Source organism: Novosphingobium sp. MMS21-SN21R (assembly GCF_031846015.1).
GTDB lineage: Bacteria > Pseudomonadota > Alphaproteobacteria > Sphingomonadales > Sphingomonadaceae > Novosphingobium.
On record NZ_JAVRDU010000001.1, the window covers coordinates 828469 to 855084 of the forward strand.

The window sequence follows — 26616 nt, forward strand, 5'->3', positions numbered from 1 at the left end:
CATCCGGTCTACGACGTGTGGGTCAAGGACTGCGCGATGACGTTCCCCGGTGAGGACGCGCCAAAGGCACCGGAGCGCAGTGCAGCAAAGCCGGCAGGCAGTCCGAGCGGGGCTGCCGTGCCTTCACCCACTGCCAGCCCTTCGCCCAGTTCCTCGGCCAGCGCGCGCCCTGCTGCGGATTCCGCCGCTGAATAGCCACGCTGCGCCTGCGACAGCAGTTGCAGGTACTGGCTTTGCGGCACCTCCACCGCCCCCAGCGAGGTCAGGTGGGTGGTGGTGAATTGGCAGTCGAGCAGTTCCGCGCCGACGCGCCGCAGCGCGGCGACCAGCCAGGCGAGCGCCACTTTCGAAGCATCGGCCGTCCGGCTGAACATCGATTCGCCGCAGAAAACCCGGGCGAATCCCACGCCATAAAGCCCGCCGACCAGCCGTCCGTCCTGCCAGCATTCGATCGAGTGGGCATGGCCGTGTTCGTGCAGTGCGATGTAGCTTTCGCGGATTCGCGTGCTGATCCAGCTTTCCTCTGCGCCGGGGCGCGGCGCGGCGCAGGCGTCGATCACTGCCTCGAACGCGGCATTGCAGGTTACGGTAAAGCGGTCTCGTCGCAGCGTGCGCGCCAGCGATTTCGACATGTGAAAGCCGTCGAGCGGCAGAATCGCGCGCATCCGGGGCTCAACCCAGAAAACTTCGGGATCGTCACGGCTGTCCGCCATCGGGAAAATCCCTGCACGGTAGGCCTTGAGCAGAAGCTCGGGCGGAATGGCGAGGGGATCGTTGCGGGACATAATTTCAGATATGTGTTTCGGTCGGTTGCATCCCCCGCGTCAACCCTCTAAGGGGCCAACCCGAGCACAGGAGTGTAGCTCAGTTGGTAGAGCATCGGTCTCCAAAACCGAGGGCCGTGGGTTCGAGTCCCTCCACTCCTGCCACTCGCCGTATGGGCGGGTTATCCTCACATGGTTGAACAAGCGCGGCGGGTCTCTGCCAAGCTGGCCCCTCCCAAGCTGGCCCTTGCCAAGCTGGCGCGGCGCGCCTAAATGGCGGGAACTCCGACATCGGAAAATCGCCAGCCCCTCCCGGACTTGTCCGGGGCGGCGATGACCCCTAGGCGGAAGAAGCGAGTTTCACGTGCGGCTCAGGCCGCAGCAAGCAAGGCGTTCAGCAATGGCCAAGACCAGCCCCGGCGAGTTCTTCAATCAGGTGAAGGCAGAAGCGCGCAAGGTCGTTTGGCCGACCCGTCAGGAAACCACCACCACCGCGATCTTCGTCGGCATCATGATGCTGATTCTCGCCGTGTTCTTCCTCGGCATCGATTCACTGTTTGGCGCGGTCGTTCGCTTCCTGCTCAAGCTCGCCTGACCCGATCACCCTCAGGACCAAGAGAACTATAGATATGGCCCGCTGGTACATCATTCACGCTTACTCCGGCTTCGAGAACAAGGTTCGCGACGCGATCATTTCGGAGGCCGAGCGGATCGGTCTTTCGCAGCTGGTCGAGGCGGTCGAGGTTCCGACCGAAACCGTGACCGAAGTGAAGCGCGGCAAAAAGGTTCAGGTCGAACGCAAGTTCATGCCGGGCTACGTGCTGGCCAAGCTGGCGATGAACGACGACATCTACCATCTCGTCAAGAACACGCCGAAGGTGACCGGTTTCCTCGGCACCAACAGCAAGCCGCAACCGATTTCCGACAAGGAAGCTGCCCGTTATTTCGGCGCGCGCGAACAGGCCGCAGCCGAACCACGCAAGAGCGTCGTGGTCGATTACGAGATCGGCGATTCGGTCAAGGTCAACGCCGGCCCGTTCGCCTCGTTCAACGGCATCGTCGAGGAACTGGACTTCGACAAGAGCCGCGTGAAGGTCTCGGTTTCGATCTTCGGTCGCGCCACTCCGGTGGAACTGGGCTTCGAGGAAGTCGAGCTGGTTCGCTAAAAATACGCAGACCATTTGCATTTGCGGGCCGATGCGTTTATCGGCCCGCGCTTCGCAGCCTCTATGGGCTGTGATTCCGTGCGGGAGTTCCGGTTTGGTCCGGGGCGTTTGACCGCTCACTCTGAGGCAGGGCGCATGCGCTGCCGACAGGAAGAAAGGAGGCCATCGTGGCCAAGAAGATTGAAGGCTATATCAAGCTGCAGGTATCGGCTGGTGAAGCCAAGCCTGCCCCGCCGATCGGTCCTGCGCTGGGTCAGCGCGGCGTGAACATCATGGAATTCTGCAAGCAGTTCAACGCTGCCACGCAGGAAGTCGAAAAGGGCACCCCGCTCCCGACCGTGATCACCGTCTATGCCGACCGTTCGTTCACGTTCGTCACCAAGACCCCGCCCGCCACGTTCTTCATCAAGAAGGCCGTCGGCATCAAGTCGGGTTCGAAGACTCCGGGCAAGGCTTCGGCCGGCACGATCACCCGCGCGCAGCTCGCTGACATCGCACAGGCCAAGATGAAGGACCTGAACGCGAACGACATCGAAGCCGCAACGAAGATCATCGAAGGCTCCGCTCGCGCGATGGGCCTCACCGTGGTGGAGGGCTGAACACATGGCCAACCTGACCAAGAAGCAGAAGTCGCTGACCGAAAAGCTGGGCGACAATCAGCAGCTCTACACCGTCAATGACGCGATCAAGCTGCTCAAGGACCTCAAGAGCGCCAAGTTCGACGAGAGCCTTGAAGTTTCGCTGAACCTCGGCGTCGATCCCCGCCACGCCGACCAGATGGTCCGCGGCATGGTCGTGCTGCCTTCGGGCACCGGCAAGGATGTCAAGGTTGCCGTGTTCGCACGCGGCGACAAGGCCGAAGCGGCTCTGGCCGCAGGGGCCGACAAGGTCGGCGCCGAAGACCTGCTCGAGGACATGCAGAACGGCAACCTCGACTATGGCCGCGTGATCGCGACGCCCGACATGATGGGCATCGTTGGCCGCCTCGGCAAGGTGCTGGGTCCCAAGGGCCTGATGCCGAACCCGAAGCTCGGCACCGTCACCCCGAACGTCGCTGATGCGGTCAAGGCAGCCAAGAGCGGCCAGATCGAATTCCGCGTCGAAAAGGCCGGCATCATCCACGGCGGCATCGGCAAGCTCTCGTTCTCGGACGAAGCGCTGCGCGCCAACTTCGACGCTTTCGTCGATGCGATCGTCAAGGCAAAGCCTGCTGGCGCGAAGGGCAAGTACCTGCGCAAGGTCGGCCTGTCCTCGTCGATGGGCCCCGGCCTGAAGATCGACGTTGCACAGGTTCACGGCGGCTAAGCGCCGTCGGGCCCGGGTTCACGGCGGCTAAGCAGCCACCATCGACTGGAAAAGAAGGCCGGGAGGGGAAACCTTCCCGGCCTCTTTTTTTGTGCTCCCGCTTTGCGAAGAGGCAGGCTAGGGACGGTCGATGATCGAACCCGAAGCGTCCCAGAACCCGGTAACCGTCGCGCGCCTGCAGGTGGAAGCGATCATCCCGCCGGAAAAGCGCGGCCCCGGCTGGGACCGCCATTGGCGCGAACTCGAACACTATGCCGAAGCGGCGATGGACTGGACCATCAGCCCGCGCGACTGAGGTTGGCGCGGGTATAGCATTCCACGACAAGGCTGATCGCCTCGCCGCTGCTCACGTGAAGCAAAGCGCGGTGTGAAAGCACGGTCCCCTCGGGGCACTCGGCCATACGTCCCCGCTTCGAGGCGAGCCTCTCGCGCTTGAAGCCGAGCAGCGCCACCACTTTGCCGAACGGCTTATCGGTCGACTCCAGCACGTGGTTCATCTCCGGCGTCAGCAGCGCCGGGACATACCAGTTGTGTGCAACAGAAAGCACCGTCTTGCCGCACGCCAGACGCACATGGCGATAGGCGACTGGTTCGCTCGCCGACACGCCAAGGCTGGCGCGGATGGCGGGTGAGGGTGGATTGCTCGCAGCGCGGTCTGCCAAAGCTCGGATTTCAGGTGGCTGCGCAATGCCACGCACCGCGCACCACTGTCCAAGCGCCAGCGTTGCACTGTCATTGGCTGCCAACGCCTTTTCAAAGCGCTGCAAATCGCCACTGGCACAGCCCGAAAGCGCCAGCGAACCTGCCAGCAGCAGACGTTTCATGTCAGGGCGCAGGCGGCGTATCGGCCACGCGGCGCGCGGTGAGGATCTTCACCGGCTTGGCCAGAATTTGTCCGCGCATGATCCCTTCGCCCTCGGTTTCCGAGATCGGCGCGGCGAAGATCGCCTTCACCACGTCCATGCCTTCGACCACCTGACCGAACGCGGCATAACCCGCCTTGGCTTCCGGGTCGGCGGAATCAGGCTGGGCATCGAGGCCCGGCTGGTCCGACACCATGATCGAGAAATCGCCGGTAGCTGTGCCGGGGGCGTAGCGCGCCATCGACAGGGTTCCCGCCTTGTGCAGAATGCCGGTCTGGTCGGTCGGCTCATGCGCGATCGGCGGCAGGTTGCGCCGAGGATCGCCACGCGTGCCGCCCTGGATCAACCCATTGGGCTGTTCGCCCCATTTGAGGTGCATCGCCCGGTAGAGCACTGTCCCGTCGAACCGCTTCGTCTCGGCATAACGGACGAAGTTCGTCGCGCTTGCCGGCGCGCGCTTCACATCCACTTCCACCAAGATCGGCCCCATCTCGGTCGTCAGCACGATACGTACCTTGTCCGGGAGCGGCGCCTTCGAAGGCGCGGGGTAAGTGGCCACTGGGGCGGCACGCGGCGCGGCGACGCGCTTCTTCACCGGCGTCGCCGCAACCAGCAACACGGCGAGCGGAGCGAGCAGCACAAGGCGACGGGTCAGCATGTCGTCAGATCCCGCCAGCAACCGGGAACCTGCCCATTGCGGCAAGGCCTCTTTCGAGTGCGTGAGCGCAAGCCTTCAGTGTTTCATCGTCGACCGAACGAATGACGAAGTTCGCGCCGGTCTTGCCTTCGCGGAAGAAGGGATAGCTGCCGATCTGGCAACCATCGAATGCTTTTTCTGTCTCGCGCAGCAAATCGGCGATCTCGCTTTCGGCAACCCAGCAGCCGATCGTGGCTGAAAGGAGCGGCAGACCGCCTTCCAGTTGCCCGGTCAGTCCATCGAGCATCATCGCGGTGATGCCTGGCACGCCCGCCATGAGATAGACGTTTTCGGCACGGATGCCCGGCGCACCCGAGACCTTGTTCTCGATCAGTTCGGCGCCGTCGGGCACGCGCGCCATGCGCAGCCGCGCTTCGTTCAGCCCCCCGCGTGTCTCATAGTAATCCTCGAGGATCGCCCGCGCTGTTGGGTGAACCACCACTTCGACGCCAAGCGCTTCGGCCACCGCATCGACGGTGATATCGTCATGCGTCGGGCCGATGCCGCCGGTGGTGAACAAGTAATCGTTGCGAGCCCGCAACGTGTTCACCGCCTCGATGATCGCTTCCATCACATCTGGCACCACGCGAACCTCGCGCAGGCGGATGCCCTGAACGCCGAGCCAGCTAGCCACTTGGGCGATGTTCTTGTCATGGGTGCGGCCCGACAGGATCTCATCGCCGACAACGATCAGAGCTGCGGTCCAGATGCGGGATTCGGTGGTCATGGAACGAGAGCGTAACGCATCGCACCCTCGCGCAAAAGCGCTATTGCGCGGCTTCTGCCTGCTCCTTGTGCTGCACTGCCGCAGACGCCTTGCCGAATTGCAGGACCCCATCGTCGATCGGATCGTCACGCATCCACACGCGGTCTTTCACATAGTCCTGATTCAGCCGCCAGCGCATGTCGCTTGCGCTCTTGGGCAGGAGGTGTCGGGCGCGATTGATGTAGCCCGATGAGAAGTCGTAGATGTTGTCCTCGTCAAGCGTGTGATTGGGTGCAAGCTTCGGCACCGCAATCTGCGTTCCGTCGGCTTTCATCTTGTTCAACACGCCGCAGATGTAGCGCGCGTTCACGTCCGCGCGCAGTGTCCACGAGGCATTGAGGTAACCGAATATGGCCGCAAGATTGGGCACGTTCGAGAACATCACGCCCTTGTAGTAATAGTGGTCGGCGAAATCGACGGGCACGCCGTCCACGCTGATGCCGATGTTCCCCGCCATGTTCAGTTTCAGGCCGGTGGCCGTCACGATCACGTCTGCTCCCAGATGCTTGCCCGATTTCAGCTTGATCCCCGAAGCATCGAAACGGTCGATATGATCGGTGACGATGCTCGCCTTGTTCGCCTTGATCGCCTTGAACAGATCGCCGTCGGGCACGAGGCACAGGCGTTGGTCCCACGGATCGTAGGGCGGGGTGAACGTCTTGGCGTCGTACTTGTCGCCCAGCGCAGCCTTGATCTGTTTGGTCAGGAATGCCTTGACCTTGTCCGGATGGCTACGCGCGCGCTTGAACACCAGATTCTGCAGCTTTACGTTCTTGAACCGGGTGATCTTGTAGGCCCATTTTTCGGGCATGATCCGGCGGAGGAAATTGGCAATGGCATCCTTGGCCGGGCGAATGCCGTACCATGTGGGGGTGCGTTGGAGCATAGTCACATGCGCGGCCTTGTCCGCCATTGATGGGACGATCGTCACCGCCGTGGCGCCCGACCCGATCACCACCACGCGCTTGCCGCTATAGTCGAAGTTCTCGGGCCAGAACTGCGGGTGGACGATCTCGCCCTTGAAGTCCTCGCGCCCTGGAAACGCCGCGTCGTAGGGCTTGTCGTAGTCGTAATAGCCCGAACCGAGATAGAGCCAGCGTGCGGTCACGCGGCTGCGCTGGCCATCTTCGCTTTCCATCGTCAGGACCCACATGGCAGACCCGCTGTCGAAATCCGCGCTCAAGACCTTGCTGCCGAAGCGGATGTGACGGCGGATGTCACGCTCGTCGGCGATGCGGTTCAGGTAAGCCAGGATGGCTGGTCCATCGGCGATGGATTTTTCATCGCGCCAAGGTTCGAAGATGAATCCGAGCGTGTGCATGTCGGAATCCGAACGCACCCCGGGATAGCGGAACAGGTCCCAGGTCCCGCCGATCTGAGCGCGCCGTTCGGCAATGGCAAAGGTCTGGTCCGGGCAGAGCATCTTCATGTGCGCGGCCATGCCGATGCCCGATATGCCTGCACCGACGATCAGGACGTCCACGTCTGGCGTGGCTGAAACGGACTGCTGGGTGCCCAATCTCTCTCTCCCGTCTTCTATTTACAGAAATGTTAGCACGTCTTTGCGTGATTGCGAGTCCGTTCGCACTTTGCCACTGATGACCCATGACATTGATCGCAGCCCGCCGCTACAGCCACGGAACCGCTCACGATGAGGCACTGGCGCTCGACGGAGAGCCTGCGCCTGCCTTGCCCCCGCACAGTTTCGACTGGATCGGCCTGTGCGAGCCGAGCCACGCGGAAATGGACCTCGTGCGCCGCCAATATGGTTTGCACCCGCTGGCGGTTGAAGATGCGCTCAATCCGCGTCAGCTGCCCAAGATCGAAGTCTACGGCAAGACCCTGTTCATCGTCGCGCGCACTGCCGATCTGACCGATGGCGACGAGATTGCCTACGGTCAGACCGCCGTTTTCGTTGGCCCAGGCTATATCATCAGCGTCCGCTTCGGCAGCACACGCGCCCATACCGAGTTGCGCGAACAGCTGGAGTCGCAGGCCGAGCGCATGGCCGAAGGGCCGGACTACGTGCTCCACGCCGTGCTCGATTTCATCGTCGATGGATACCTGCCGCTGCTCGACAGTCTGGACGACGTGGCCCAGCAGATGGAGGAGTCCGCGATTGACGTGTTCCCCGAACAGGCCGTCATCCGCCGCCTCTTCCGCCTGCGCCGCCAGCTCCGGCGATTCGAGCGCGTGATCGGCCCGATGGAGGAAATGTGCGAGCGGCTGGTCGTGGCCGACCTTCCGTGCATCGACCCTGCGGCGCGCATCTGGTTCCGTGACGTGCTCGATCATGTCCGCCGCACGATGGCGCGGATGCAGGGTCTCAAGGAAACACTCGCTGCGATTGTCGAGACCGCCAGCCTGCTCGAACAGCACCGCCAGGGCGAGATGACGCGCTCTCTGGCCGCATGGGCGGCAATCCTCGCCGTGCCGACCGCGATTGCGGGCATCTATGGAATGAACTTCGAATACCTGCCCGAGTTGCGCTGGCATTACGGCTACTTTGCGGTCTGGGGCGTGATCGTGACGATCTGCGGCGGGTTTTGGCTCCGCTTCCGCTCGATCGGCTGGCTATGAAACGCCGTGGGTAACAGCCTCAGCTGGCGGCGGCGGTTTGCGAAACAATGGCACCCGCTTGCACCACAGCTTGAGCGCTTCCCAGTGAATCCCCGCAGTCACCTTGAGCGTGACGAGGGGATAGGCAAACGCAGCGCGTAAGAGTGCCGCATCGGTCAGGCTTTCCCGTCGCGCGGTGTGGATCGCCGACAGCACCGGCCCATCATTGTCCGTCACCATGATGCCGATAGCCAGCCGCTCGTCCGGAGGATGGACGCGAAAAGCGTAGCCCATGGCCATTGGCAGGAACGGCGAGACGTGGAAGTGCTTGGGCGCGGATTGCCGTACTTCGCGCGCATCAGCCTCTGCGGCGATCACGTAACTGTGCCGCTCGCCGAAGGTGTTGGACACTTCGTAAATCACCGCGCGCAACGTGCCGTCCCGCCCATGGCAGAACCAAGTGCTGAGCGGATTGAACGCATAGCCCAGCACGCGCGGCATCGTCAGCAGACAGATCGCACCACCGTCCGGTTCGATCCCCGCGCCGCGCAACAAACCTTCGGCGTGCCCGCGCAAAGGTGTGCCATCGCCTGTGCCATAATCGCGGTCGTGAAAGGCAAAGAGCGCAAAACAATTGTGCCCGAACAGGCGCAATCGCTCTGCCAGTTCGCCCACTTGATCGATATCCACCAAAAGATGCAGCACGCGGTAGCGCAGGACGTGGACGCGTGGGCGCAACCGGCGATGGAGGACCTGGCCTTTGTAGAGCGCACCGTCCGCCATCACGCCAGTTCCGGCACCCTTGCCTGATGCGTCACGTGAATGCGCCCGGATTCATTCTCCACCTGCCATGGACGGCACACACCACCCAGTTGCTCGGCCACGGCAAGGCCGGATTGCAGCCCGTCTTCATGGAAGCCTGCGCCGAACCACGCGCCGCAGAACCACGTGCGCCGCCGTCCCTGCAATTGCCAGAGGCGGGGCTGGGCAAGGCCCGCTGCCGTATCGAACACCGGGTGGTGATAGATGTCACGGCGGTGGACCAGCGCGGGGTTCGGGTCGGTCAGCGGGTTGAGCGTCACGAACAGGTCGTTCTCGGGCGGCAAGTGCTGCAGCCGGTTCATCCAGTAAGTGACCGAAAGCTGGTGCTGGTCGGCAGAGCGCTCGGCCGCATAGTTCCATGCAGACCACACCTTCCGGCGGCGCGGCATCAGCGCGGGATCCGAATGCAGGACGGCCTCGTTGCGGCGGTAGGGAAAGGCGCCGAGCAGTTCGCGCTCTTCGCCATCAGGATCGGCCAGCATCGCCAGCGCCTGGTCGGCATGGGCGGCGATCACCACATGATCGAAGCGCTCCCAGCCGCGTCCTGCGTCAAGCTCCACGCCATCGGCCAGTCGCCGCACCTTGCTCACTGGCGACGACAGCCGCACACCGTCCGCAAAGGGCGCGCTGATCTGCTTCACATATTCACGGCTTCCGCCTGCAACCGTACGCCACTTCGGACGCTCGCGGAATTGCAGCAATCCGTGATTCTCGAAGAAGCGCACGAAGGCCGCTGCCGGGTGATGCGGAATGTCCTTCACCGGGGTCGACCAGATCGCGGCAGCCATCGGATAGAGGTGATCGTCGCGGAAAGCAGGCCCGCAGCCCAGCCCGTCGAGATAGGCGCCAAGGCCCTGCTCGCCCATGGCGGGCAAATCACGCGGCGCTGCATTGTAGAAACGCACGAGATCGCGCAGCATCGACCAGAAGCGCGGTGACACGAGATTGCGCCGCTGCGCGAACAACCCGCGCAAGTCCCCGGAATACTCCAGCTTTCCATTATCGAGCGAAACGGCAAAGCTCATGGTCGTCTCGGTGGTCGGCACGCCAAGATGCTGTAGCAAAGCGGTGAGGTTGGGATAGGTCCGCTCGTTGAAAACGATGAAACCCGTGTCCACCGGTACACCTGCTGCCTCGACCGTGTTGCTGTGTCCGCCCAGCCGGTCTGCCGCCTCGAACAGCGTCACACGGTGTCCCTGCGCCAACAACCACGCGGCGGAAAGGCCGGAAATGCCGCTGCCCACCACTGCAATATCAAGCGCGCCTTTGCGGCTCATCGACACCAAAACTCCCTCGCACGGCCACATGGCCGTTCCGTCCCTACCTCGTATGTCTGTGTTATAGAGCGCTCCCGTGCGGGCAGGTTGACACAAGTCACACCCGCGTGGCTAGCTTCCTTTCGTGAGTATACTTGCCCCCTTTATCGCGCTGGTCGAGCGCGCACCGCTGCCCGATGTGTTGACCCGGGCCGGGGTGGATTTCCTTTGCGGCAAGCGCCGCCGCGCGCTGCACCGTGACCGGCCATCAGACGCAGCCTTTGCCGCATGGATGGCGCAGCGGCCGGTTGCCGAGCATACCGATGCCGCGAACGAGCAGCACTACGAACTGCCGCCGCGCTTCTTCGAACTGAGCCTCGGCTCAAACGCCAAGTATTCAAGCTGCTTCTACCCCACCGGAACAGAAACATTAGAGCAGGCAGAAATTGCCGCGCTCGAGGCGACGGTGCAGCACGCAGGCCTTGCCGATGGACAGGACATTCTCGAACTCGGCTGCGGCTGGGGGTCATTGAGCCTGTTCATGGCCGCACGCTATCCCGGCGCACGCATTATTGCCGTTTCCAATTCCCGCCCACAAGGCGAGCACATCCGCGCGCGGGCGGCGGAGCGCGGAATCACCAACCTCACCGTGCTGACAGCCGACATGAACGCGTTCCGCCCCGAAGGCCTTTTTGATCGGGTCGTCTCCGTCGAGATGTTCGAACACATGGCAAACTGGCGCGAGTTGCTTGGCCGGATACGGGGCTGGGTCAAACCCGATGGCCGCCTGTTCCTCCATGTGTTCAGCCACGAACGCTATCCGTATCGCTTCGACACGGCGGACAAGTCGAACTGGATCGCGCAGTATTTCTTCACCGGCGGGATCATGCCCAGCCACGGGCTGATCCGCGAGTTCGCCAACCTGTTTGAGCTGGAAGCAGACTGGCGTTGGGACGGCACACATTATGAGCGCACCGCCCTCGACTGGCTGGCGCTGTTCGACGCCAATCTGGGCGAGATCGAACCCGTTCTGCGCGGCGTCTATGGCAAGGAAACCGCGCTGTGGATTCGGCGTTGGCGACTGTTCTATCTCGCCACTGCTGGCTTGTTCGGCAATCGCGGTGGCAAGGAATGGGGCGTTAGCCACTGGCGCTTGAAGCCTGCGTAAAAGCGCTTGGCTTTCTGCGGGCGCACGGCAAGATAGTTGCCAGAGAAACCGATCCGGGGAGTTTTCCTTCAAATGAACAATCGCCTGTGCGCGGTGGCCAGTGCCACCGTCATCGCCGCCTGCATTTCTGCAGCACCTGTCGCCGCCGGTCCCGCTGAAGACCGGCTGGTCACGCAGATTCTCGATGAGGGTCTCAACCGCTCCGACGTGATGGAAACCGCGTCCGAGCTGATGGATCGGATCGGCCCGCGCCTGACCAATTCGGAAAACCACCGGAAGGCCGAGGAATGGGCCGTCGCCAAGTTCTCATCCTACGGACTCAAGAACATCCACCGCGAACCGTTCGAATTCGGCCTCGGCTGGAACCTCAAGTCCTTTTCCGCCACGATGACCACGCCGCGCAGCCTGCCGCTCACGGTCCTGCCTGTTGCATGGTCGCCCGCCACCGGCGGTACGGTCAGCGCGCCGGTGATTGTTGCGCCGATGAGCAAGGTCGAGAACTTCGACGCGTGGAAGGGCAAACTTGCGGGCAAGATCGTGCTGGTCAGCCTTCCGGGCGATACGAGCGAGTCCAAGGAACCCCCGTTCAAGCGCCTCTCGGCCGCCGACATCGCCGAGGACGACCTTTACACGCTCCCGCGCCACGATCCTGAAGGCACCGCCCTGCAAACCGCCCGCCGCGGCTTTCTGCGCAAGCTTTCGGTCTTCCTCAAGGGCGAGGGTGCGCTGGCGATGGTGCGCATGACCTACCGCGACGGCAAGCTCGTCCACGGCGAGGGCTATGACTTCACTCCCGGTGAAACGCTGGCACTGCCCGTGATGGACATGGCGCAGGAAGACTATCGCCGCCTCGTCCGCCTCGCCAAAACGGGCGCAGCGCCGCAATTGTCACTGAGCATCGACGCCAGTTACGACGACAAGGATCTGATGGCCGACAACGTCATCGCCGAAATTCCCGGCACCGATCCCAAGGCGGGCTACGTCATGGCGGGTGCCCACTTTGACAGCTGGATCGCGGGCGACGGTGCCGCCGACAACGGCGCGGGCAGCGTCGCGGTGATCGAGGCGGCGCGGCTTATTGCCAAGATGGGGGTTCGTCCCAAACGCACGATCCGTTTCGCACTGTGGAGCGGAGAAGAGCAGGGCCTCCTCGGCTCAAAGGCCTATATCGAGCAGCACCTTGCTACCCGTCCGGTCGATCCTGCGCTGAAAGGCATCGACAGCTATTCTGCGTGGCGCAATGCCTATCCGATCACGCCCAAGGCCGGATATGCGGACCTCAAGGCCTACTTCAACATGGACAACGGCTCGGGCAAGTTCCGCGGCATCTATGCCGAGGGCAACATCGGCGCGGCCTCGCTCCTGCGCGAATGGCTTGCGCCGTTCAATTCACTGGGCGCAGACAAGGTGGTTATGAGCAAGACCGGCGGCACCGACCACGTCTACCTTCAGGCGATTGGTTTGCCCGGCTACCAGTTCATCCAGGATCCGCTCGACTACGAAAGCCGCGTGCACCATTCGAGCCTCGACACGCTCGACCACATGCGAGCCGACGATATGCGCCAGGCCTCGGTCATCCTCGCGGGCATGTTGCTCCAGGCCGCGATGAGCGACAAGGAATTGCCGCGCTCCCCGCTGCCTACGAAGCCTGACGCGACCGATCCGTTCAAGGTGCAGGACCCCAACCAGTAAAGCAATGAGTGCCGGGGCGCGGCATCGGCGTGCCCCGGATTTTTCGACGTTATTGATCTAAAGCCATGAACGATTGAGACAAAATTGGCTTCTGACGGCTGTGATCTGGTATGCAGGTTACCTTGTTCAGATTAAAACCACCAAGTTAGCACCAATAAAGGTTGTATTCGGATCGGAATTTGCGATCCTGCCCGAATAAGGGGCGCCATACAGGGATTCGCGATCAAGCTGCGGGCAGCATTTCTGTCGGCACTTTCGTGATTTTACCCCGAAAACACTTCAGCATTCACGATTTCGATGCCCGCAGCCTGTGCATGCGGGACCTTTCGTCTTGTCTCCGTTCCCGGGGGAGGAAGAGTCATGGCCGCATTTCGCGTTGTCGATCTTGAGCGCAACAAGCCGGACGCATCCGGTGCGATCGTGCTCGATATCTATTCCAAGATCGGGGGCGTTTACGCGGTCTACCGCACCGAAGAACGTGTGATGATCCAGTTCGCGGACGATCAGGAGCTGGGGTCGAAGCAGCGCCAGAGCCTTGCGGAACTCTACGTCCTTCGCGGCAAGATCAACAGCCTGCTCGAAGAACTGCGCGATTCAAGCTTCAGTACACGCAAGTTCAATGACAGCCGCTACGTGCGCCTGATGGCCGACGCGCTGATCGTCGCGCTGCAGGGGCAGGTGGCACAAGCGAAAGTCGACCTGGAAGGCGTCTACGCTGCTCTGTCGGGCGAGCGATCAAGCCGCATCCGCATGAACTACCTGCTGATTGCAGCGCTCTGCACCGTGGGATTGATTGTGATCATCCGGTTCGCTGCATCAAACACGTTCACCTTCAATTTCGACAATACCGCCAAGACGTTCCTCTATGCGACATGCGTCGGCATGGTCGGGGCTTTCACTTCTGTGGCCTTTGCCATCCGGGGACGCGAACTCGACACCGAAAAGCCGCAGCTTGACATGATTGGCGATGCGGTTCTGCGAATTTTTGTCGGCGGGGTGACTGCCGTCATGCTGATGGCGCTGATCAAGATCGGAGCTTTCGGCCTCGAGATCGGCGGCGCCAAATTCACGCAGAGTTCCACGCTCGACCTGACGATCAACGGCTGGCCCCCGGTTCTGATCGTGGCATTCTTCGCGGGTTGGACGCAACGCCTTCTGCCTGAACTCTTCGCCAAGGCCAGCGTGGTCGAAGGCCCCCCGCCGCCGCCAACGCCCGCCGCCGGACAGGCCGATGAGCGCAATCCGATGGGCAAGCCCGCGGCTGCACCGGCCGCAAATCCAGCCGCTGGTCAGGCTCCGCCGCCTCCCGAAGACGACGATCCGGCCGCCAACGAATCCGACAGCTGCGATGACCATGCTCATGATGGCTGTCCGGTCACAGAGGATGTCGAACTGCCCGAAACAGTCGGCGGCGTCGAAGGCCGCGCCTGAGCAGCGCCAAGGAAGGAAAACAGCGATGGCTTATAGTCTTACCTGGCTGCCCGATGCCCTGCGCAAGGCCGGGCTCAAGATTGCCGAGCAACCCGGCTGGATCGATCGAGGCCTCGGGCCGATGGGCGAAATTCGCGGCGTGATCTGCCATCACACCGGCACCAAGGCCTATGATCGGACGATGCCCACGCTGCGCATGTTGGTGGAGGGCGTGGTGCAGGCCGGAGGCAAGGTCCTGCCGGGACCGTTGGCACAGCTCGGCCTCGGGCGCGACGGTACGTTTCACATCATCGCCGCCGGGCGCTGCAACCACGCGGGCAAGGGCGAATGGCGCGGGATCACCACCGGCAACACCAGCTTCATCGGCATTGAGGCGGAGAATGACGGCGCCGGTGAAAAGTGGCCCGAAGTCCAGCTCGATGCCTACCGCCGGGGCGTAGGGGCGATCCTCAAGCATATCGGCGCCAGTGCCGATTACTGCTGCGGTCACAAGGAGTTCGCGCTGCCCAAGGGCCGCAAGAACGATCCCGCCAATATCGACATGGCCGATTTCCGCGCGCGCGTCGCCTCGCTCATGGCGGGCACGGGCGTCGTCTCGAACCCGGTGATCCCGGCCAAGGACAGCCAGGCCCGTCCGACGCTACGGCGCGGCGACAAGGGCGAGGCGGTGCGCGTCCTGCAATCGGGTCTCGGCATCAACGCGGACGGCGTGTTCGGTGCGGGCACAGAGGCTGCGGTGCGCGATTTCCAGCGCAAACATAACCTTGTGCCCGATGGCATCGTCGGCCCGAAAAGCTGGCTCGCCCTACCCAACGCGCAAGTCGCCGTGGGCCTTGCCGCTAATCCCGCAGAGCCGGCGCCCGCCAAGCCCGCAACGCCGCGTACCCTTGCATGGGGCGTCAAGGTCAGCAGCGCCTTTCGTGACCGCGTTTTCTCGATCTGCGCCGACCTGAAGGTCGATCCCGATTACCTGATGGCGTGCATGGCTTTCGAAAGCGGACGCACATTCTCGCCCTCGGTTCAGAATGCGGCGGGATCGGGCGCGGTCGGGCTGATCCAGTTCATGCCGACCACGGCGGGCTCGCTTGGCACGACCAGCGACGCGCTGGTGGAAATGACCGCTGAAGACCAGCTGCTTTACGTCCACAAGTATTTTACGCCGTTTCGCGGTCGGCTGTCCACGTTGGCAGACGTCTACATGGCGATCCTGTGGCCCGCAGCCGTGGGCAAGGCCGACAGCCACGGTCTGTTCGTCAAGGACGGTCCTAAGCCGCGCCAGTACCTTCAGAACAAGGGGCTGGACGTGAACGCCGATGGCATCGTCACCAAGGCCGAGGCCGCAGGCAAAGTGGCTGCACTGCTCGACGAGGGCCGCAAGGCTGCAAACCTGTGGAAGGCAGATTAGTCTGCGATCACCCCGAAGAGGTCGTGCGCGTCTGCATCCTCGATCAACACCGTCGCAAAGTCACCGGCCTTGAGGCTGGCGGGCACGTTGCGCAGATAGACCGCACCGTCGATCTCAGGCGCATCAGCCTGTGAGCGTGCGGTTGCGCCAATGTCGCCATCCTCGTCGGGCTCGCCCACTTCGTCGACGATGACCTGAATCGTCCGGCCGATCTTGGCGGCAAGTTTGGCCGCGCTGATCGCCTCGGTTTTTTCCATCAGGCGGGCGTAGCGCTCCTCCTTGATGGCCTCTGGCACCTGATCCGGCAGATCATTGGCAGCAGCGCCCGCCACGGGTTCGAAACGGAACGCGCCCACGCGGTCAAGCTGCGCTTCTTCCAGCCATTCGAGCAGGTACTCGAAATCGGCTTGCGTCTCGCCGGGGAAGCCGACGACGAAGCTCGAACGGATCGCTATGTCCGGGCAAATTTCGCGCCATGCCTTGATCCTGTCGAGCACCTTGGCCTCGTTCGCCGGGCGCTTCATCGCGCGCAGCACGCTCGGGCTGGCATGCTGGAACGGAATGTCGAGGTATGGCGTGACCAGCCCCTCGGCCATCAGCGGGATCACCGCGTCGACATGGGGGTAAGGATATACATAGTGCAGGCGCACCCAAGGTGTCTCGCCTTCGGGCGTGCGCAGCTTGCCGAGCTCGCGCGCCAGATCGGTCATGTGCGTGCGGACGGAGTTGCCCTTCCACATGCGCTCCTCATGGCGCACATCGACACCATAGGCCGAGGTGTCCTGACTGATGACCAGCAGTTCCTTCGTGCCTGCAGCCACCAGTTTTTCGGCCTCGCGCAGCACCGCGTCGATCCGGCGGCTGGCAAGCTTGCCGCGCAGGCTCGGGATGATACAGAACGCGCAAGCGTGGTTGCAGCCTTCCGAAATCTTCAGATAGCTGTAGTGGCGCGGGGTCAGCTTGACGTCACCCGGCTCGGCCTGCGGGATGAGGTCAATATACGGCCCCATGCTCGGCGGGGCGGCTTCGTGCACGGCTTCAACCACCGCTTCGTACTGATGCGCGCCTGTCACCGCCAGCACAGAGGGGAAGCGCGCGCGGATCGCGTCGGCTTCGTTGCCCATGCACCCGGTCACGATCACGCGGCCGTTTTCGGCAATCGCCTCGCCAATTGCGGCAAGGCTTTCTTCCTTGGCGGAATCGAGGAACCCGCAGGTGTTGACCAGCACCACATCGGCACCGGCATAATCTGCGCTCATGGCATAGCCATCGGCGCGCAAACGGGTAAGAATTCGTTCCGAATCAACGAGGGCCTTGGGGCAGCCGAGGCTGACCATACCAACCTTGGGGGCGTCGGGGATTTCGCGGGGGGGAATCTGGGTTGCCATCTTGGGGCGGCCCATAGGCCAATTTTACGGCCTCGTCACGCGCGATGGCGGGCGATTGCCAAGAGGCTCGCAGCGGCGTAGCAGATGGCCCTTGCGGGGCGCGCAAACGAAGGAACATCATGGGTCCGGTCAACTGGCTTGCCGTTGTCATAGCAGTACTTGCCGCACTGGCCGTGTCGGCAGCGTGGTACGGCCCGCTGTTCGGCCGCGCGCGGCTGGAAGTGGTGGGGCCGGGCGGCCTCGGCATTCGCCGCTCGCCGGGGCGGACCACCGCGATCACCGCCGCGCTGCTGCTCGTTTCCGCAACGATGATGGGCCACATGTTCGCGCGCGTCGGCGCAGATACGCTGGCAGTGAAGTGGTGGCTCTATTTCATGATGTCGGGCGGACTTGCCATCGCCTTCGTCATTCCCTCGCTGTGGATCAGCTATACCCAGCAGCGCATCAGCACGCGGCTTGCCTTGATTGACGGCGGCTTCTGGCTGTCGGCCTACTTGTCGATGGGCCTCGCCTTCTTCCTGCTCGGTTAAAGGCTGAACTTAAAGCCGGGGCGGCAGGTAAAGTTCTGGATTGCGCGGCACGTTGTTGCGGCGCAGTTCGAAGTGGATGCTCGGGCGCAGCGCCTCGCCGGTCTTGCCGACGAGCGCAATCCGCTCGCGCGCGGTGACGACCTGCCCCTCCTTCACGGTCATCGTTCCAAGATAGGCATAGGCGGTGACGAAGCCGCCACCATGATCGATCAGGATCAACTGCCCGAAGCGTTCCGGCTCGCGCCCGGCATAAATTACGGTTCCGGCGGCCGCGGCGCGCACTTTTGTGCCATAGAGCGCGGCAAGATCGATGCCGTTGGAAGGAATGCCGGCCACCTTTTCGCCGAAGCGCGTGATGACGGCGCCCTCGGTCGGCCATTGCATGCGCGGCGCATCGGACTCGCGCGGTGCCAGTGGCGGTCGCGCGGGCGGGGCAGGGCGCAGCGTCGGCGCAGTGCGGGGCGTGGGCTTCGGCGTCGGTGAAGAGCTTGGCGCAGGTGCCAGCGCCTTTCCAGACTCTGGCCGCCGCAGCACTTGCCCCACCCGGATCACGTAAGGGCTGGCAATGCCATTCGCCGCACCGAGCGCCGCCATGTCCGTGCCCCATCGCCGCGCGATCTGGGCAAAAGTGTCACCGGGCTGCACCACATAAGTCCACGCCACGATCGGCGCGCTGCCACCCTGTTGCGCCAGTACAGCAGGCGCTGCTAACAACAGCAGTGCAGCGGCAAGGCGCCTCATCAGCCCTGCGGGACCAGACGGGTCAGCCCGCCCATGTAGGCATGCAGCACTTCAGGCACGTCCACCGACCCATCCTCCCGCTGGTAGTTCTCCAAGACTGCCACCAGCGTGCGGCCCACGGCAAGCCCGGATCCGTTAAGGGTGTGCACGAATTCGGTGCCTTTCGCGCCTTCTGGCCGGTATCGCGCGTTCATCCGACGCGCCTGAAAATCGCCGCAGTTGGAGCATGACGAAATCTCGCGGTAGGCGCCTTGCCCCGGCAGCCACACTTCAAGGTCATAAGTCTTGCGCGCGGTGAAGCCCATGTCGCCGGTGCACAGCAGCACCTTGCGATAGGGCAGGCCCAGCGCCTGCAATACCCCCTCGGCACAGCCTGTCATGCGCTCGTGCTCGGCCTCGGACTCCTCGGGCCGCACGATCGAGACAAGCTCGACCTTCTCGAACTGGTGCTGGCGAATGAACCCGCGCGTATCGCGCCCCGCCGCGCCCGCTTCGGAGCGGAAACACGGCGTCAGCGCGGTCATGCGCAGCGGAAGTTGGGATTCGCTCAGGATCTGCCCCTGCACGGCGTTGGTCAGGCTGACTTCGGCAGTCGGGATCATCCAGCGCCCGTCGGTCGTCCTGAACAGGTCCTCGGAAAACTTGGGCAGCTGCCCCGTGCCGAACACCGCCTCGTCCTTGACCAGCAGCGGGGGGATGCATTCGAGGTAACCATTCTCACCTGTCTGCCGGTCGAGCATGAACTGCGCCAGCGCCCGGTGCAGCCGCGCCATTCCGCCCTTGAGGAAGGTGAACCGCGCGCCCGAAATCAGCGCGCCCGTCTCGAAATCCAGCCCCAGCACCGGGCCAAGATCGGCATGTTCCTGCGGTGTGAATGCGAACTCACGCGGGGTTCCCCAGCGGCTGACTTCAACGTTGTCCGCCTCGTCCGCGCCTGCGGGCACGTCGGCAGCAGGCAGGTTCGGCCATGCGGCGAGCGCGGCGCTCTGCTCGGCGGTCAGGCGTCGCTCGTCTTCTTCCAGCGCGGGCAGTTCGGTCTTGAGCGCAGCGACTTCGGCTTTGAGTGCTTCTGCCGTGTCCTTGTCGCCTTTACCCATTGCGGCGCCGATCGCCTTGGACGCCTCGTTGCGGCGCGCCTGCACCTCCTGCATCCGCGTCGCAATCTCGCGCCGCTGCGCATCCAGCGCGAGGATCGACTGGGCGACAGGCTCCACGCCCCGGCGGGCAAGAGCGGCATCGAAAGCGGCGGCGTCTTCACGGATCAGGCGGATGTCATGCATGGCCGCGCTATGCCGCCTCGCCCCGCACTAGGCAAGCCGTGCCGCTACTTGCGGGGGCAGCTGTTCAGGCCGATCAGCGAATAAAGCGGGCAAGTGCGCAGCAGTCCGGTGAGCAACGGTACCAGGCCGATCCAACCCCAAGCCGTCTTCGGTCCAACGAACACCAGTGCGATCAGCACCAGCCCGGCGATGATGCGCAAGATGCGGTCGATGCCGCCTACGTTGGATTTGAACATTGCCTGCACTCCTGTTGAACCAGGCACCAGCTATCCGTCACAGCTTCGGAATACGCATTGATTGCGGTCAAACCGGGGGAGATTCACACATCTCGCACTTGTGGCCACTGGTGCGGCGCATTGATTGCGTTGGCCGGGTACCCCGCGCTTATCGCTCGGCCAAGAATGGGGCACAAGCCTGCCCAAAGGAGTTTGGGCATGAGCGAGATCACAGCGGGCGGCAGTTTCATGTTGGGCGACCGGCTGGTCAACCGGATCGGCTATGGCGCCATGCAACTGGCCGGGGCCGGTGCGTTCGGGCCGCCGAGGGATCGGGCAGCCGCCGTGGCGGTATTGCGCGCGGCCGTTACTGTCGGGGTCAATCACATCGACACCAGCGACTACTATGGTCCGCACGTCACCAACCAGATCATCCGCGAAGCGCTGCAACCCTATGGCCGCGAATTGACGATTGTCACGAAAGTCGGTGCCCGGCGCGGCACCGACGGCTCGTGGCTTCCCGCGCAAACCCGCGAAGACCTGATTCAGGCCGTGGACGACAACTTGCGCAACCTCGGGATCGACACGCTCGATGTGGTCAATCTGCGGATGATGGGAGGGATGCTCGAGCCGAAGGAAGAGTCGGTCGGCGAACGGTTTTCGTTGCTGGCCGATCTGCGCCGTCAGGGCAAGATCCGCCATCTGGGCCTGAGCAACGCGACCGCCGCACAGATTGCCGAGGCGCAGGCAATCGCGCCGGTTGTCTGCGTGCAGAACCAGTACAACATCGTCTATCGCGGTGACGATGCGATGATCGATGCGCTCGCCGCGCAGGACATCGCCTTCGTTCCGTTCTTTCCCTTGGGCGGTTTCACCCCGATCCAGTCTGACACGCTGTCCCGAATAGCCGCGGGCCTTTCCGCAACGCCCATGCAGGTCGCCGCGGCCTGGCTCCTTGCGCGCTCTCCAAATGTGCTGGTGATTCCCGGCACCTCCAATACAGAGCACCTGAAGCAGAACCTCGCCGCCGCAACGCTAACGCTGCCAGCCGACATCAAGGCCGAACTTGACGGAATGGTGGGCGCGGCAGGGATTGAACCTGCGACCCCACCCGTGTGAAGGGAGCCAGCCAAATCAGATAGTTAGCTGTTTTGGTTGCGAAAACAGCCTCTTGTACGAAGGGCGCTGTACGCGATTTGTACGAGGAGCCCCCTGGAGGCCCTCGAAAACGCGCATATCTGGTCGGATTTTGGCAGCGACGGAGGCAGTTGCCAGACCGCCAGACCGGAAACGAAAAACCGCCGGAAGGGCTGCCACCCTCGCCAGCGGTCATTTCGATAGCGTGTCAGCTACTGCCTTCTCATACGATATCACGGATTCCCGTGCAAGCGCCGAGCTTGCGGGCGGTGGCGCATGAGCGCAACTCTTGCCCATGTCGGGCTTCCCGAGGGTGTCAGGCGCGTCGATCTGCTGTCCCTGATCGAGGACCTCGGCAAGCGCGGCCTTGGCCTCTCCAGCACGGCAACGCGGGTGCTGAGGCATTACGTCTGGCGCTCGCGTGACGATGATTACCGGGCCGGCCGCATCTGCGCTGTCTGGGACCGGGTGTGCCGAACCGCCGATGACCTCGACCTTTGCAGCCGGGCCATCAACGATGCTGAGCGTGAGCTTGAGGCAAAGAAATTGATCGTCCGGACCACGGGCGGCAACGGTGCCCGCTCGGGCTTCAGGAGCGACGGTGTCATCCGCTGGGCGGCCGGGATCAACCTTGCACCCCTGATCGATCGCTACGCCGACCTGAGGGCGGCTTGGGAAGCCCGCCGTCTGGAACAGCAGGCAATTGATACCTGCAAGGCCGAGATCCGACGAACGCGCCGCCTGATCCGCAATGCAGCCGAGCCGGAGTTGCTCGCACGCGCCGACGCGATCTTGCCTGACGGCCGGGTCGCTCCCATCCAGCGCATTGAGAAGCTGGAGGCGATCCGGCTCGCTCTTGAAGCCGTGCTTGCGGACCTCGCCGGCGATCCCCGTGCGATGAAAACTTCCGATCGACCGAAAGAAAACAACCGACCCAACATACAGAATCAGGATTCATCACGATCCTGTAGCGGGCGGCCGGAACCGACGATCACACCACGCGCTGCGCTGGACCTCGCTTCCGATGAGTACCGTGCAATTGCAGCCGTCTATGGCGATCCGCGGTGGCCGAGCCTGATCGAGGCATCGCGGCAGACCGCAACCTGGCTTGGCATCGGGCAACGCACGTGGGGCAAGGCCTGCTCCGTGCTTGGCCGTGAGCGAGCTGCCCTGTGCGTGCTGGTCATTGACCGCAACGCCCGTCTGCGAGCCGGTCACCGCTATCAGGCGCGGCATCCGGGCAAGTGCCTCAGCGGCATGGTCCGCAGTGCCACCAAAGCCGGGTTCAACCTCGATGGGCTGTTAAGGGCTTTCCAGCGGGAAGAGGCGGCAACGCCCGGGGTCCATCCAGCGCCATCGCTACCCGAACACGAGCAGGACCAAACCATGGCCTTCCTCACAGCCCAAATCCTCTCGCACATCGGCACCGCCATGGGAGATCCGGCATGACCACGCCCGCCAATCTGACGCTTGATCTCGAGTGGCCATCTGGCCGTTCGTTTCCCGCTGGAATTGCCCTTCAGGCACCCTCGAAGAGCGCCAATGACCTCAGCGGGTTCCTCGCGCTTTTTTTGCTTGAAGGTGCACACACCACGCTACGGGGTAGCAATCCGAAGGGAGTCCGGGAGCCTCGGAATTCCGGCATTCTAGGCCCTAGCCCGGTTCTTAAATGCCGCCGAAAAGCTCTTTTCACCGCGAATACGGCTAGAGCGGGACAATATAACCACAATAGATCAATGCCTTGGCGAATAGGTGCCGAGCGTCACCCGCTGGCCCGGGAGCGCTGATCATGGGTCAGGTCAACGTCAACTATGATGAGCGGATCCTCGAAGGGATTGACCGTGTTTGCAGTGCCCGAGGGCTGTCGCGGGCGGAGCTCATGCGGGCCATCGCAACCGAAGCCGTCGAAGCGCACGATGCCGGCAGGCTCGCATTCCAGATCGAAGACGGCCCTCGGATCGATGGCAGCCTCAATGCGCTCGCGGTGCAGTTGCGCGAAAATGTGGTCGAGCAGGATCGGCTTTTGCGAAGCACTCAACGGCACGAGAAGAAGATGCTCGATGCCCTGGCTCCCAACGCGGAGGCGATCCGTGCTGCCGAGGAAAGGCTCTCGGAGCGTGTGACCAACAACAACCGGAAGGCCTATGAGCCCTTTGTCGATGTTGCCAGAAAGCTGAGAGATGCGTTTGGCGAGGCCGCGGACCGGATGGACGATAAGCAGGATGCGCGACTCCAGAAGATCGAACAACGGCTCGAGGCGATCCGCGCCGAGGCGACCGCTCCGCGCAATCTCTACAAAGTGGTGTTCCCGGGAGACTTCTCGCTTCGGTTCCTGATCGCCCTGGCCGCCTTGATCGGTTTGGTCGGCGCCATGGTCGTCCTCCTTGCGGCGGCCAACATGGCGTGGCTCGGTGTGCCAATCGCCAAACGGGCACTCCCCACAACCGAACTGGTCTGCCGGGTCATCGATGACCGCTATGGCGTGCGCGATTGCGAAGTACCCGCCGAATACCGTCAAGGCCACGTGTCATCGGCGAGGTCGGGCAAATGATCAACCTCACGGCAGTCGGCTCCGCCAGCGGTGCGGGCGAATACTACTCCCAGGACAATTACTACACGACCTCGGAACTGACCGAGGCCAGCGAGTGGTTTGGCCGTGGTGCCGAGGCGCTGGGCCTGCAGGGCATCGTCGAAGAACAAGCCTTCGTCGACGTGCTGTCCGGCAAGCTGCCCGACGGCAGCGAAATCACCGCCGTCCACGGTGAACATCGCCCCGGTCTCGACATGACCTTCTCCGCTCCCAAATCTGTATCGCTGCTGGCGCTGATCGGTCGCGACGAGCGCATCGTCGGCGCCTTCCGGGATTCGGTGACCGCAACCCTAGGATGGGCCGAGAAGAACCTGGTCGAGGCCCGGGTCTGGGATCCGGCGGCCAAGCAGCAGGTAGTCGAGAAGACTGGCAACATGGTCGCAGCCACCTTCCTCCACGACGTGAACCGCAACAACGAGCCGCAACTGCATGTCCATGCCGTCATCGCCAATGCGACCAAGGCTTCGGACGGCAAGTGGCACGCGGTCCACAACGACCAGCTCTACCGCAACCAGCACCTCATCGGCGCAGTCCACAATGCCGAGCTGCGCGCCCGGATCGAGGAACTTGGCTACGAGACCACCCCGGCGCGCAATCCGATCGATGGTGCCTTCGAGATCAAGGGCGTCTCCCGGGAGGCGATCGAGGCTTTCTCGACCCGCCGCGAGGAAATCCTCGAAGCCCTGGCCCGGGAGGAGCGCAGCAGTCCTCGCGAACGCGAACTGGCAGCGCTCGCTACCCGCCAAGCCAAGAATCCTGAGTTCAGCCCCGAGCAAAGAGGCGCGGAATGGCAGGCGGCGGCGGAGAGGGTCGGATTCGATGGCCAGCGGCTGCTCGATGCTGCAGCCGAGCGGTCAGCGCTGCGCGAGACGGTCTGGTCGCGTGTGATCGAAGGGGCGCGCGGGATCGGCGCGCGTGGCATGGCGATTGCGGGTGCGATGGGCCTGACGCCGAGGGATGGTGACCCGCTGGTGCCCGAACGACTGGGGCGACTCGATCCCAAGGGCTTCGCGGCTGCACAGGCGGTGGCGTCAGCCGCACGCGACCAAGGCGAGCGCGAGGCGGCGTTCGAGCGCAACGACCTGATCCGTACGGCACTCGAACGCGGCGGCCCTGTTACCGTCGCGGACATCGAGGCGCGGATGGCGGTGTTGGAGGACAAGGGCCTGCTGATCGGCGGCGACCGATTGATGACCACGCAGTCGGCCTTGCAGCTTGAGCATCGGGTGATCGCGCAGGCCGAAGCAGGGCGCGATGCCGTGCAGCCGCTGGCAAAGGGCACGGACCTCAACGCAAACCTCCAGCAAGCCGCACGCGACCTTGGCCTTAGGCGGCTCAATCCGGGTCAGGAGCAGGCCGGGATCGATGTCTTGCAATCGCGCGACCGGGTGCAATTGATCCAAGGCGGTGCAGGCGTCGGCAAGTCGGCTGCCCTGATGCCGGTGGCGGCCCTGCTGAAGCAGGATGGCAAGACCATGTTCGCGCTGGCCCACGCCGGACGCACAGCCCGGGACTTCGGTGCCAAGCTCGATGTTCCAGCCTCGACGGTCGACAGTTTCCTCGGCCGATTCAAGCGTGTGCTCGACGGCACTGCCAGCCCGGAGAAGATGGCCGAAGCCAGGGCAGCGCTCTCGGGTTCCGTCATCATGGTCGACGAGTCCTCGCAGATCGGCAACGAGCGGCTCACCAAGCTGATCGAACTGGCGAACGGCATGGACGTCGCGCGGTTGATCCTCGCCGGTGACACCCGCCAGCTTCCAGCCATAGAGGCGGGTAAGCCGTTCGAGCTGCTGCAGAAGGAAGGCCTCGCTACAGCGACGATCACCGAGAACCTGCGCGCACAGTCGCCGCAGATGAAATCACTGAACGAGGCGCTGGACGATCGGAACCTTGGCCGCGCCTTCGATCTGCTCAAGCCCAACACCGTCGAGGTGCCCTTCGCCAAGGGGCCAGAAACCGCCGCGAAGCTCTGGGCCGAACTGCCCGAAGGCGAGCGCGATCGTACCCTCCTGCTCGCCTCGGGCCGCGCCATGCGCACCGCCGCCAATTCGGCGGTGCAGCGCGAGCGGATGGCGCGCGGAGAGCTGGATGGTGAGGAGAAGCGGGTCAACGTGCTCGACCGCGTCACCATCACGCGGGAGGGCGCACGGCAGATGCGCGGCTATCAGGACGGACGGATCGTCGAGTTCCGCACTGACCTGCCGAGCCAGGGCTTCAGTCGCGGCGATCGCGGAGTGGTCAAGCACGCGGAAAACGGCAAGGTCGGGATCGAGATGACCGACGGCTCGCTCCGCCAATTCACGCCCGACAAGCTGCCCCGCAACCTCGCCCACGACGCCGTCTCGATCTACCAGCAGAAGAACATCGGCGTGTTCGAGGGCGACAAGATCCGTTGGACCGACAACGACCGCCAGCGCGGCCTGCTCAACGGCGACATCGCCAAGATCGATTCCATCGGCCGCCATTCGATGACCGTACTGACCCATGAAGGCGAACGGCACGAGCTCCACCGCGGCGACCGGATGCTCGAGCGCCTCGATCTCGCCTACGCCATCAACGTCCACATCGCCCAGGGCATGACCGCCGACAACGGCATCATCCTGATGAGCGAGAAGGAGAAGATGCTGAACTCGACCCAGTCGTTCCTCGTCGCCGTCACCCGCATTGCCGACAGCGCAACCCTGGTGGTCGACAACGTCAAGGCGCTGGAACGCGACGTCACCCGCAACATTGGCGGAAAGACCTCGGCCATCGAGACGGCGATGGAACGCCAGCTCGAGATCAAGCAGCCCGAGCCGACCAAGGAAATCAGCCGCGATTACGACTTCGAGATGTGAGCCG

26 protein-coding genes and 1 tRNA gene are annotated in these 26616 nt (G+C 63.4%); 16 read left to right on the forward strand and 11 right to left on the reverse strand.

Annotated elements, in window-relative coordinates; all coding sequences use genetic code 11:
• Positions 1-8: 8 nt before the first annotated feature.
• A complete protein-coding gene (gene aat, locus RM192_RS03890; RefSeq protein WP_311506265.1) occupies positions 9-785 on the reverse strand; it encodes a leucyl/phenylalanyl-tRNA--protein transferase in 777 nt (258 codons plus the stop codon).
• Between the two features lie 68 nt (positions 786-853).
• Between aat and RM192_RS03895 the strand changes: the two genes are divergently transcribed.
• The 6 genes from RM192_RS03895 (at position 854) to RM192_RS03920 (ending at position 3530) form a co-directional block, all read left to right on the forward strand.
• Positions 854-929 (forward strand) — tRNA-Trp (locus tag RM192_RS03895).
• A gap of 235 nt (positions 930-1164) precedes the next feature.
• Complete coding sequence (secE, locus tag RM192_RS03900) at positions 1165-1359, forward strand: preprotein translocase subunit SecE (protein WP_311506266.1); 195 nt, start codon at positions 1165-1167, stop codon at positions 1357-1359.
• 34 nt (positions 1360-1393) lie between these two features.
• Complete coding sequence (nusG, locus tag RM192_RS03905; protein WP_311506267.1) at positions 1394-1930, forward strand: transcription termination/antitermination protein NusG; 537 nt, start codon at positions 1394-1396, stop codon at positions 1928-1930.
• 167 nt (positions 1931-2097) lie between these two features.
• Positions 2098-2529 (forward strand): 50S ribosomal protein L11, encoded by a 432-nt coding sequence (rplK, locus tag RM192_RS03910; protein WP_311506268.1) that lies wholly within the window; start codon positions 2098-2100, stop codon positions 2527-2529.
• Positions 2530-2533: 4 nt separating this feature from the next.
• The gene (gene rplA, locus RM192_RS03915; protein WP_311506269.1) at positions 2534-3235 is read left to right on the forward strand and encodes a 50S ribosomal protein L1; all 702 of its coding nucleotides are present in this window, start codon (positions 2534-2536) and stop codon (positions 3233-3235) included.
• A gap of 130 nt (positions 3236-3365) precedes the next feature.
• Positions 3366-3530 carry a hypothetical protein gene (locus tag RM192_RS03920; protein WP_311506270.1) on the forward strand — a complete coding sequence of 55 codons (165 nt, stop codon included), beginning with the start codon at positions 3366-3368 and terminating at the stop codon, positions 3528-3530.
• Here the strand turns inward: RM192_RS03920 and RM192_RS03925 are convergent.
• The 4 genes from RM192_RS03925 to RM192_RS03940 are packed head-to-tail and all read right to left on the reverse strand — an operon-like array spanning position 3514 to position 7080.
• Entirely contained in the window at positions 3514-4059 is a 546-nt protein-coding gene (locus RM192_RS03925) for a hypothetical protein (protein ID WP_311506271.1), read from the reverse strand. The two genes, RM192_RS03920 and RM192_RS03925, sit on opposite strands and share 17 nt — an antisense overlap.
• Position 4060: 1 nt before the next feature.
• Entirely contained in the window at positions 4061-4756 is a 696-nt protein-coding gene (locus RM192_RS03930; RefSeq protein WP_311506272.1) for a peptidylprolyl isomerase, read from the reverse strand.
• Positions 4757-4760: 4 nt separating this feature from the next.
• Positions 4761-5522 (reverse strand): molybdopterin-binding protein, encoded by a 762-nt coding sequence (locus RM192_RS03935; protein ID WP_311506273.1) that lies wholly within the window; start codon positions 5520-5522, stop codon positions 4761-4763.
• Positions 5523-5562: 40 nt separating this feature from the next.
• Positions 5563-7080 carry an NAD(P)/FAD-dependent oxidoreductase gene (locus RM192_RS03940; RefSeq protein ID WP_311506274.1) on the reverse strand — a complete coding sequence of 506 codons (1518 nt, stop codon included), beginning with the start codon at positions 7078-7080 and terminating at the stop codon, positions 5563-5565.
• Positions 7081-7166: 86 nt separating this feature from the next.
• On the opposite strand from RM192_RS03940, the gene RM192_RS03945 reads away from it, so the two are divergent.
• Positions 7167-8141 carry a magnesium and cobalt transport protein CorA gene (locus RM192_RS03945; protein ID WP_311506275.1) on the forward strand — a complete coding sequence of 325 codons (975 nt, stop codon included), beginning with the start codon at positions 7167-7169 and terminating at the stop codon, positions 8139-8141.
• Here the strand turns inward: RM192_RS03945 and RM192_RS03950 are convergent.
• Positions 8136-8903, reverse strand: coding sequence for a DUF1365 domain-containing protein (locus RM192_RS03950; RefSeq protein WP_311506276.1), 768 nt, complete (start codon positions 8901-8903; stop codon positions 8136-8138). The two genes, RM192_RS03945 and RM192_RS03950, sit on opposite strands and share 6 nt — an antisense overlap.
• Entirely contained in the window at positions 8903-10219 is a 1317-nt protein-coding gene (locus RM192_RS03955) for an NAD(P)/FAD-dependent oxidoreductase (RefSeq protein ID WP_311506277.1), read from the reverse strand. The genes RM192_RS03950 and RM192_RS03955 overlap by 1 nt, the downstream gene beginning before the upstream one ends.
• Positions 10220-10343: 124 nt before the next feature.
• Between RM192_RS03955 and RM192_RS03960 the strand changes: the two genes are divergently transcribed.
• The 4 genes from RM192_RS03960 (at position 10344) to RM192_RS03975 (ending at position 15894) form a co-directional block, all read left to right on the forward strand.
• Positions 10344-11366, forward strand: a complete 1023-nt coding sequence (locus RM192_RS03960) for a cyclopropane-fatty-acyl-phospholipid synthase family protein (protein ID WP_311506278.1) — start codon at positions 10344-10346, stop codon at positions 11364-11366.
• Between the two features lie 72 nt (positions 11367-11438).
• Positions 11439-13058: a M20/M25/M40 family metallo-hydrolase gene (locus RM192_RS03965; protein WP_311506279.1), complete on the forward strand. Its 1620-nt coding sequence runs from the start codon at positions 11439-11441 to the stop codon at positions 13056-13058.
• 360 nt (positions 13059-13418) lie between these two features.
• Complete coding sequence (locus tag RM192_RS03970; RefSeq protein WP_311506280.1) at positions 13419-14489, forward strand: hypothetical protein; 1071 nt, start codon at positions 13419-13421, stop codon at positions 14487-14489.
• A 25-nt stretch (positions 14490-14514) separates the two neighbouring features.
• Positions 14515-15894, forward strand: a complete 1380-nt coding sequence (locus RM192_RS03975) for an N-acetylmuramoyl-L-alanine amidase (RefSeq protein WP_311506281.1) — start codon at positions 14515-14517, stop codon at positions 15892-15894.
• On the opposite strand, the gene rimO is transcribed toward RM192_RS03975, so the two are convergent.
• Positions 15891-17297 carry a 30S ribosomal protein S12 methylthiotransferase RimO gene (gene rimO / locus RM192_RS03980; RefSeq protein WP_311506282.1) on the reverse strand — a complete coding sequence of 469 codons (1407 nt, stop codon included), beginning with the start codon at positions 17295-17297 and terminating at the stop codon, positions 15891-15893. The genes RM192_RS03975 and rimO overlap by 4 nt on opposite strands.
• Positions 17298-17401: 104 nt before the next feature.
• On the opposite strand from rimO, the gene RM192_RS03985 reads away from it, so the two are divergent.
• Positions 17402-17812 carry a DUF1761 domain-containing protein gene (locus tag RM192_RS03985; RefSeq protein WP_311506283.1) on the forward strand — a complete coding sequence of 137 codons (411 nt, stop codon included), beginning with the start codon at positions 17402-17404 and terminating at the stop codon, positions 17810-17812.
• Positions 17813-17821: 9 nt separating this feature from the next.
• Here the strand turns inward: RM192_RS03985 and RM192_RS03990 are convergent, their stop codons facing one another.
• The 3 genes from RM192_RS03990 to RM192_RS04000 are packed head-to-tail and all read right to left on the reverse strand — an operon-like array spanning position 17822 to position 20069.
• A complete protein-coding gene (locus tag RM192_RS03990; RefSeq protein WP_311506284.1) occupies positions 17822-18553 on the reverse strand; it encodes a M23 family metallopeptidase in 732 nt (243 codons plus the stop codon).
• Positions 18553-19833, reverse strand: coding sequence for a serine--tRNA ligase (serS, locus tag RM192_RS03995; protein WP_311506285.1), 1281 nt, complete (start codon positions 19831-19833; stop codon positions 18553-18555). The genes RM192_RS03990 and serS overlap by 1 nt, the downstream gene beginning before the upstream one ends.
• Positions 19834-19877: 44 nt before the next feature.
• Entirely contained in the window at positions 19878-20069 is a 192-nt protein-coding gene (locus RM192_RS04000) for a DUF2892 domain-containing protein (protein ID WP_311506286.1), read from the reverse strand.
• Between the two features lie 198 nt (positions 20070-20267).
• Between RM192_RS04000 and RM192_RS04005 the strand changes: the two genes are divergently transcribed.
• The 4 genes from RM192_RS04005 to mobF all read left to right on the forward strand — a co-directional run bounded on the left by RM192_RS04005 (position 20268) and on the right by mobF (position 26612).
• Positions 20268-21167, forward strand: coding sequence for an oxidoreductase (locus RM192_RS04005; protein ID WP_311506287.1), 900 nt, complete (start codon positions 20268-20270; stop codon positions 21165-21167).
• 294 nt (positions 21168-21461) lie between these two features.
• Positions 21462-22634, forward strand: a complete 1173-nt coding sequence (repC, locus tag RM192_RS04010) for a replication initiation protein RepC (protein WP_311506288.1) — start codon at positions 21462-21464, stop codon at positions 22632-22634.
• 340 nt (positions 22635-22974) lie between these two features.
• The gene (locus tag RM192_RS04015) at positions 22975-23736 is read left to right on the forward strand and encodes a hypothetical protein (RefSeq protein ID WP_311506289.1); all 762 of its coding nucleotides are present in this window, start codon (positions 22975-22977) and stop codon (positions 23734-23736) included.
• Positions 23733-26612, forward strand: coding sequence for a MobF family relaxase (gene mobF / locus RM192_RS04020; protein WP_311506290.1), 2880 nt, complete (start codon positions 23733-23735; stop codon positions 26610-26612). The genes RM192_RS04015 and mobF overlap by 4 nt, the downstream gene beginning before the upstream one ends.
• The last annotated feature ends 4 nt before the right edge of the window (positions 26613-26616 follow it).

Excerpts from the sequence above, each read along its gene's own strand:
- aat (WP_311506265.1), bottom strand. The coding sequence starts at position 785 with ATGTCCCGCAACGATCCCCTCGCCATTCCGCCCGAGCTTCTGCTCAAG.
- secE (WP_311506266.1), top strand. The coding sequence starts at position 1,165 with ATGGCCAAGACCAGCCCCGGCGAGTTCTTCAATCAGGTGAAGGCAGAA.
- nusG (WP_311506267.1), top strand. The coding sequence starts at position 1,394 with ATGGCCCGCTGGTACATCATTCACGCTTACTCCGGCTTCGAGAACAAG.
- rplA (WP_311506269.1), top strand. The coding sequence starts at position 2,534 with ATGGCCAACCTGACCAAGAAGCAGAAGTCGCTGACCGAAAAGCTGGGC.
- RM192_RS03920 (WP_311506270.1), top strand. The coding sequence starts at position 3,366 with ATGATCGAACCCGAAGCGTCCCAGAACCCGGTAACCGTCGCGCGCCTG.
- RM192_RS03925 (WP_311506271.1), bottom strand. The coding sequence starts at position 4,059 with ATGAAACGTCTGCTGCTGGCAGGTTCGCTGGCGCTTTCGGGCTGTGCC.
- RM192_RS03930 (WP_311506272.1), bottom strand. The coding sequence starts at position 4,756 with ATGCTGACCCGTCGCCTTGTGCTGCTCGCTCCGCTCGCCGTGTTGCTG.
- RM192_RS03935 (WP_311506273.1), bottom strand. The coding sequence starts at position 5,522 with ATGACCACCGAATCCCGCATCTGGACCGCAGCTCTGATCGTTGTCGGC.
- RM192_RS03945 (WP_311506275.1), top strand. The coding sequence starts at position 7,167 with ATGACATTGATCGCAGCCCGCCGCTACAGCCACGGAACCGCTCACGAT.
- RM192_RS03950 (WP_311506276.1), bottom strand. The coding sequence starts at position 8,903 with ATGGCGGACGGTGCGCTCTACAAAGGCCAGGTCCTCCATCGCCGGTTG.
- RM192_RS03955 (WP_311506277.1), bottom strand. The coding sequence starts at position 10,219 with ATGAGCCGCAAAGGCGCGCTTGATATTGCAGTGGTGGGCAGCGGCATT.
- RM192_RS03965 (WP_311506279.1), top strand. The coding sequence starts at position 11,439 with ATGAACAATCGCCTGTGCGCGGTGGCCAGTGCCACCGTCATCGCCGCC.
- RM192_RS03970 (WP_311506280.1), top strand. The coding sequence starts at position 13,419 with ATGGCCGCATTTCGCGTTGTCGATCTTGAGCGCAACAAGCCGGACGCA.
- RM192_RS03975 (WP_311506281.1), top strand. The coding sequence starts at position 14,515 with ATGGCTTATAGTCTTACCTGGCTGCCCGATGCCCTGCGCAAGGCCGGG.
- rimO (WP_311506282.1), bottom strand. The coding sequence starts at position 17,297 with ATGGGCCGCCCCAAGATGGCAACCCAGATTCCCCCCCGCGAAATCCCC.
- RM192_RS03985 (WP_311506283.1), top strand. The coding sequence starts at position 17,402 with ATGGGTCCGGTCAACTGGCTTGCCGTTGTCATAGCAGTACTTGCCGCA.
- RM192_RS03990 (WP_311506284.1), bottom strand. The coding sequence starts at position 18,553 with ATGAGGCGCCTTGCCGCTGCACTGCTGTTGTTAGCAGCGCCTGCTGTA.
- serS (WP_311506285.1), bottom strand. The coding sequence starts at position 19,833 with ATGCATGACATCCGCCTGATCCGTGAAGACGCCGCCGCTTTCGATGCC.
- RM192_RS04000 (WP_311506286.1), bottom strand. The coding sequence starts at position 20,069 with ATGTTCAAATCCAACGTAGGCGGCATCGACCGCATCTTGCGCATCATC.
- RM192_RS04005 (WP_311506287.1), top strand. The coding sequence starts at position 20,268 with ATGAGCGAGATCACAGCGGGCGGCAGTTTCATGTTGGGCGACCGGCTG.
- repC (WP_311506288.1), top strand. The coding sequence starts at position 21,462 with ATGAGCGCAACTCTTGCCCATGTCGGGCTTCCCGAGGGTGTCAGGCGC.
- RM192_RS04015 (WP_311506289.1), top strand. The coding sequence starts at position 22,975 with ATGGGTCAGGTCAACGTCAACTATGATGAGCGGATCCTCGAAGGGATT.
- mobF (WP_311506290.1), top strand. The coding sequence starts at position 23,733 with ATGATCAACCTCACGGCAGTCGGCTCCGCCAGCGGTGCGGGCGAATAC.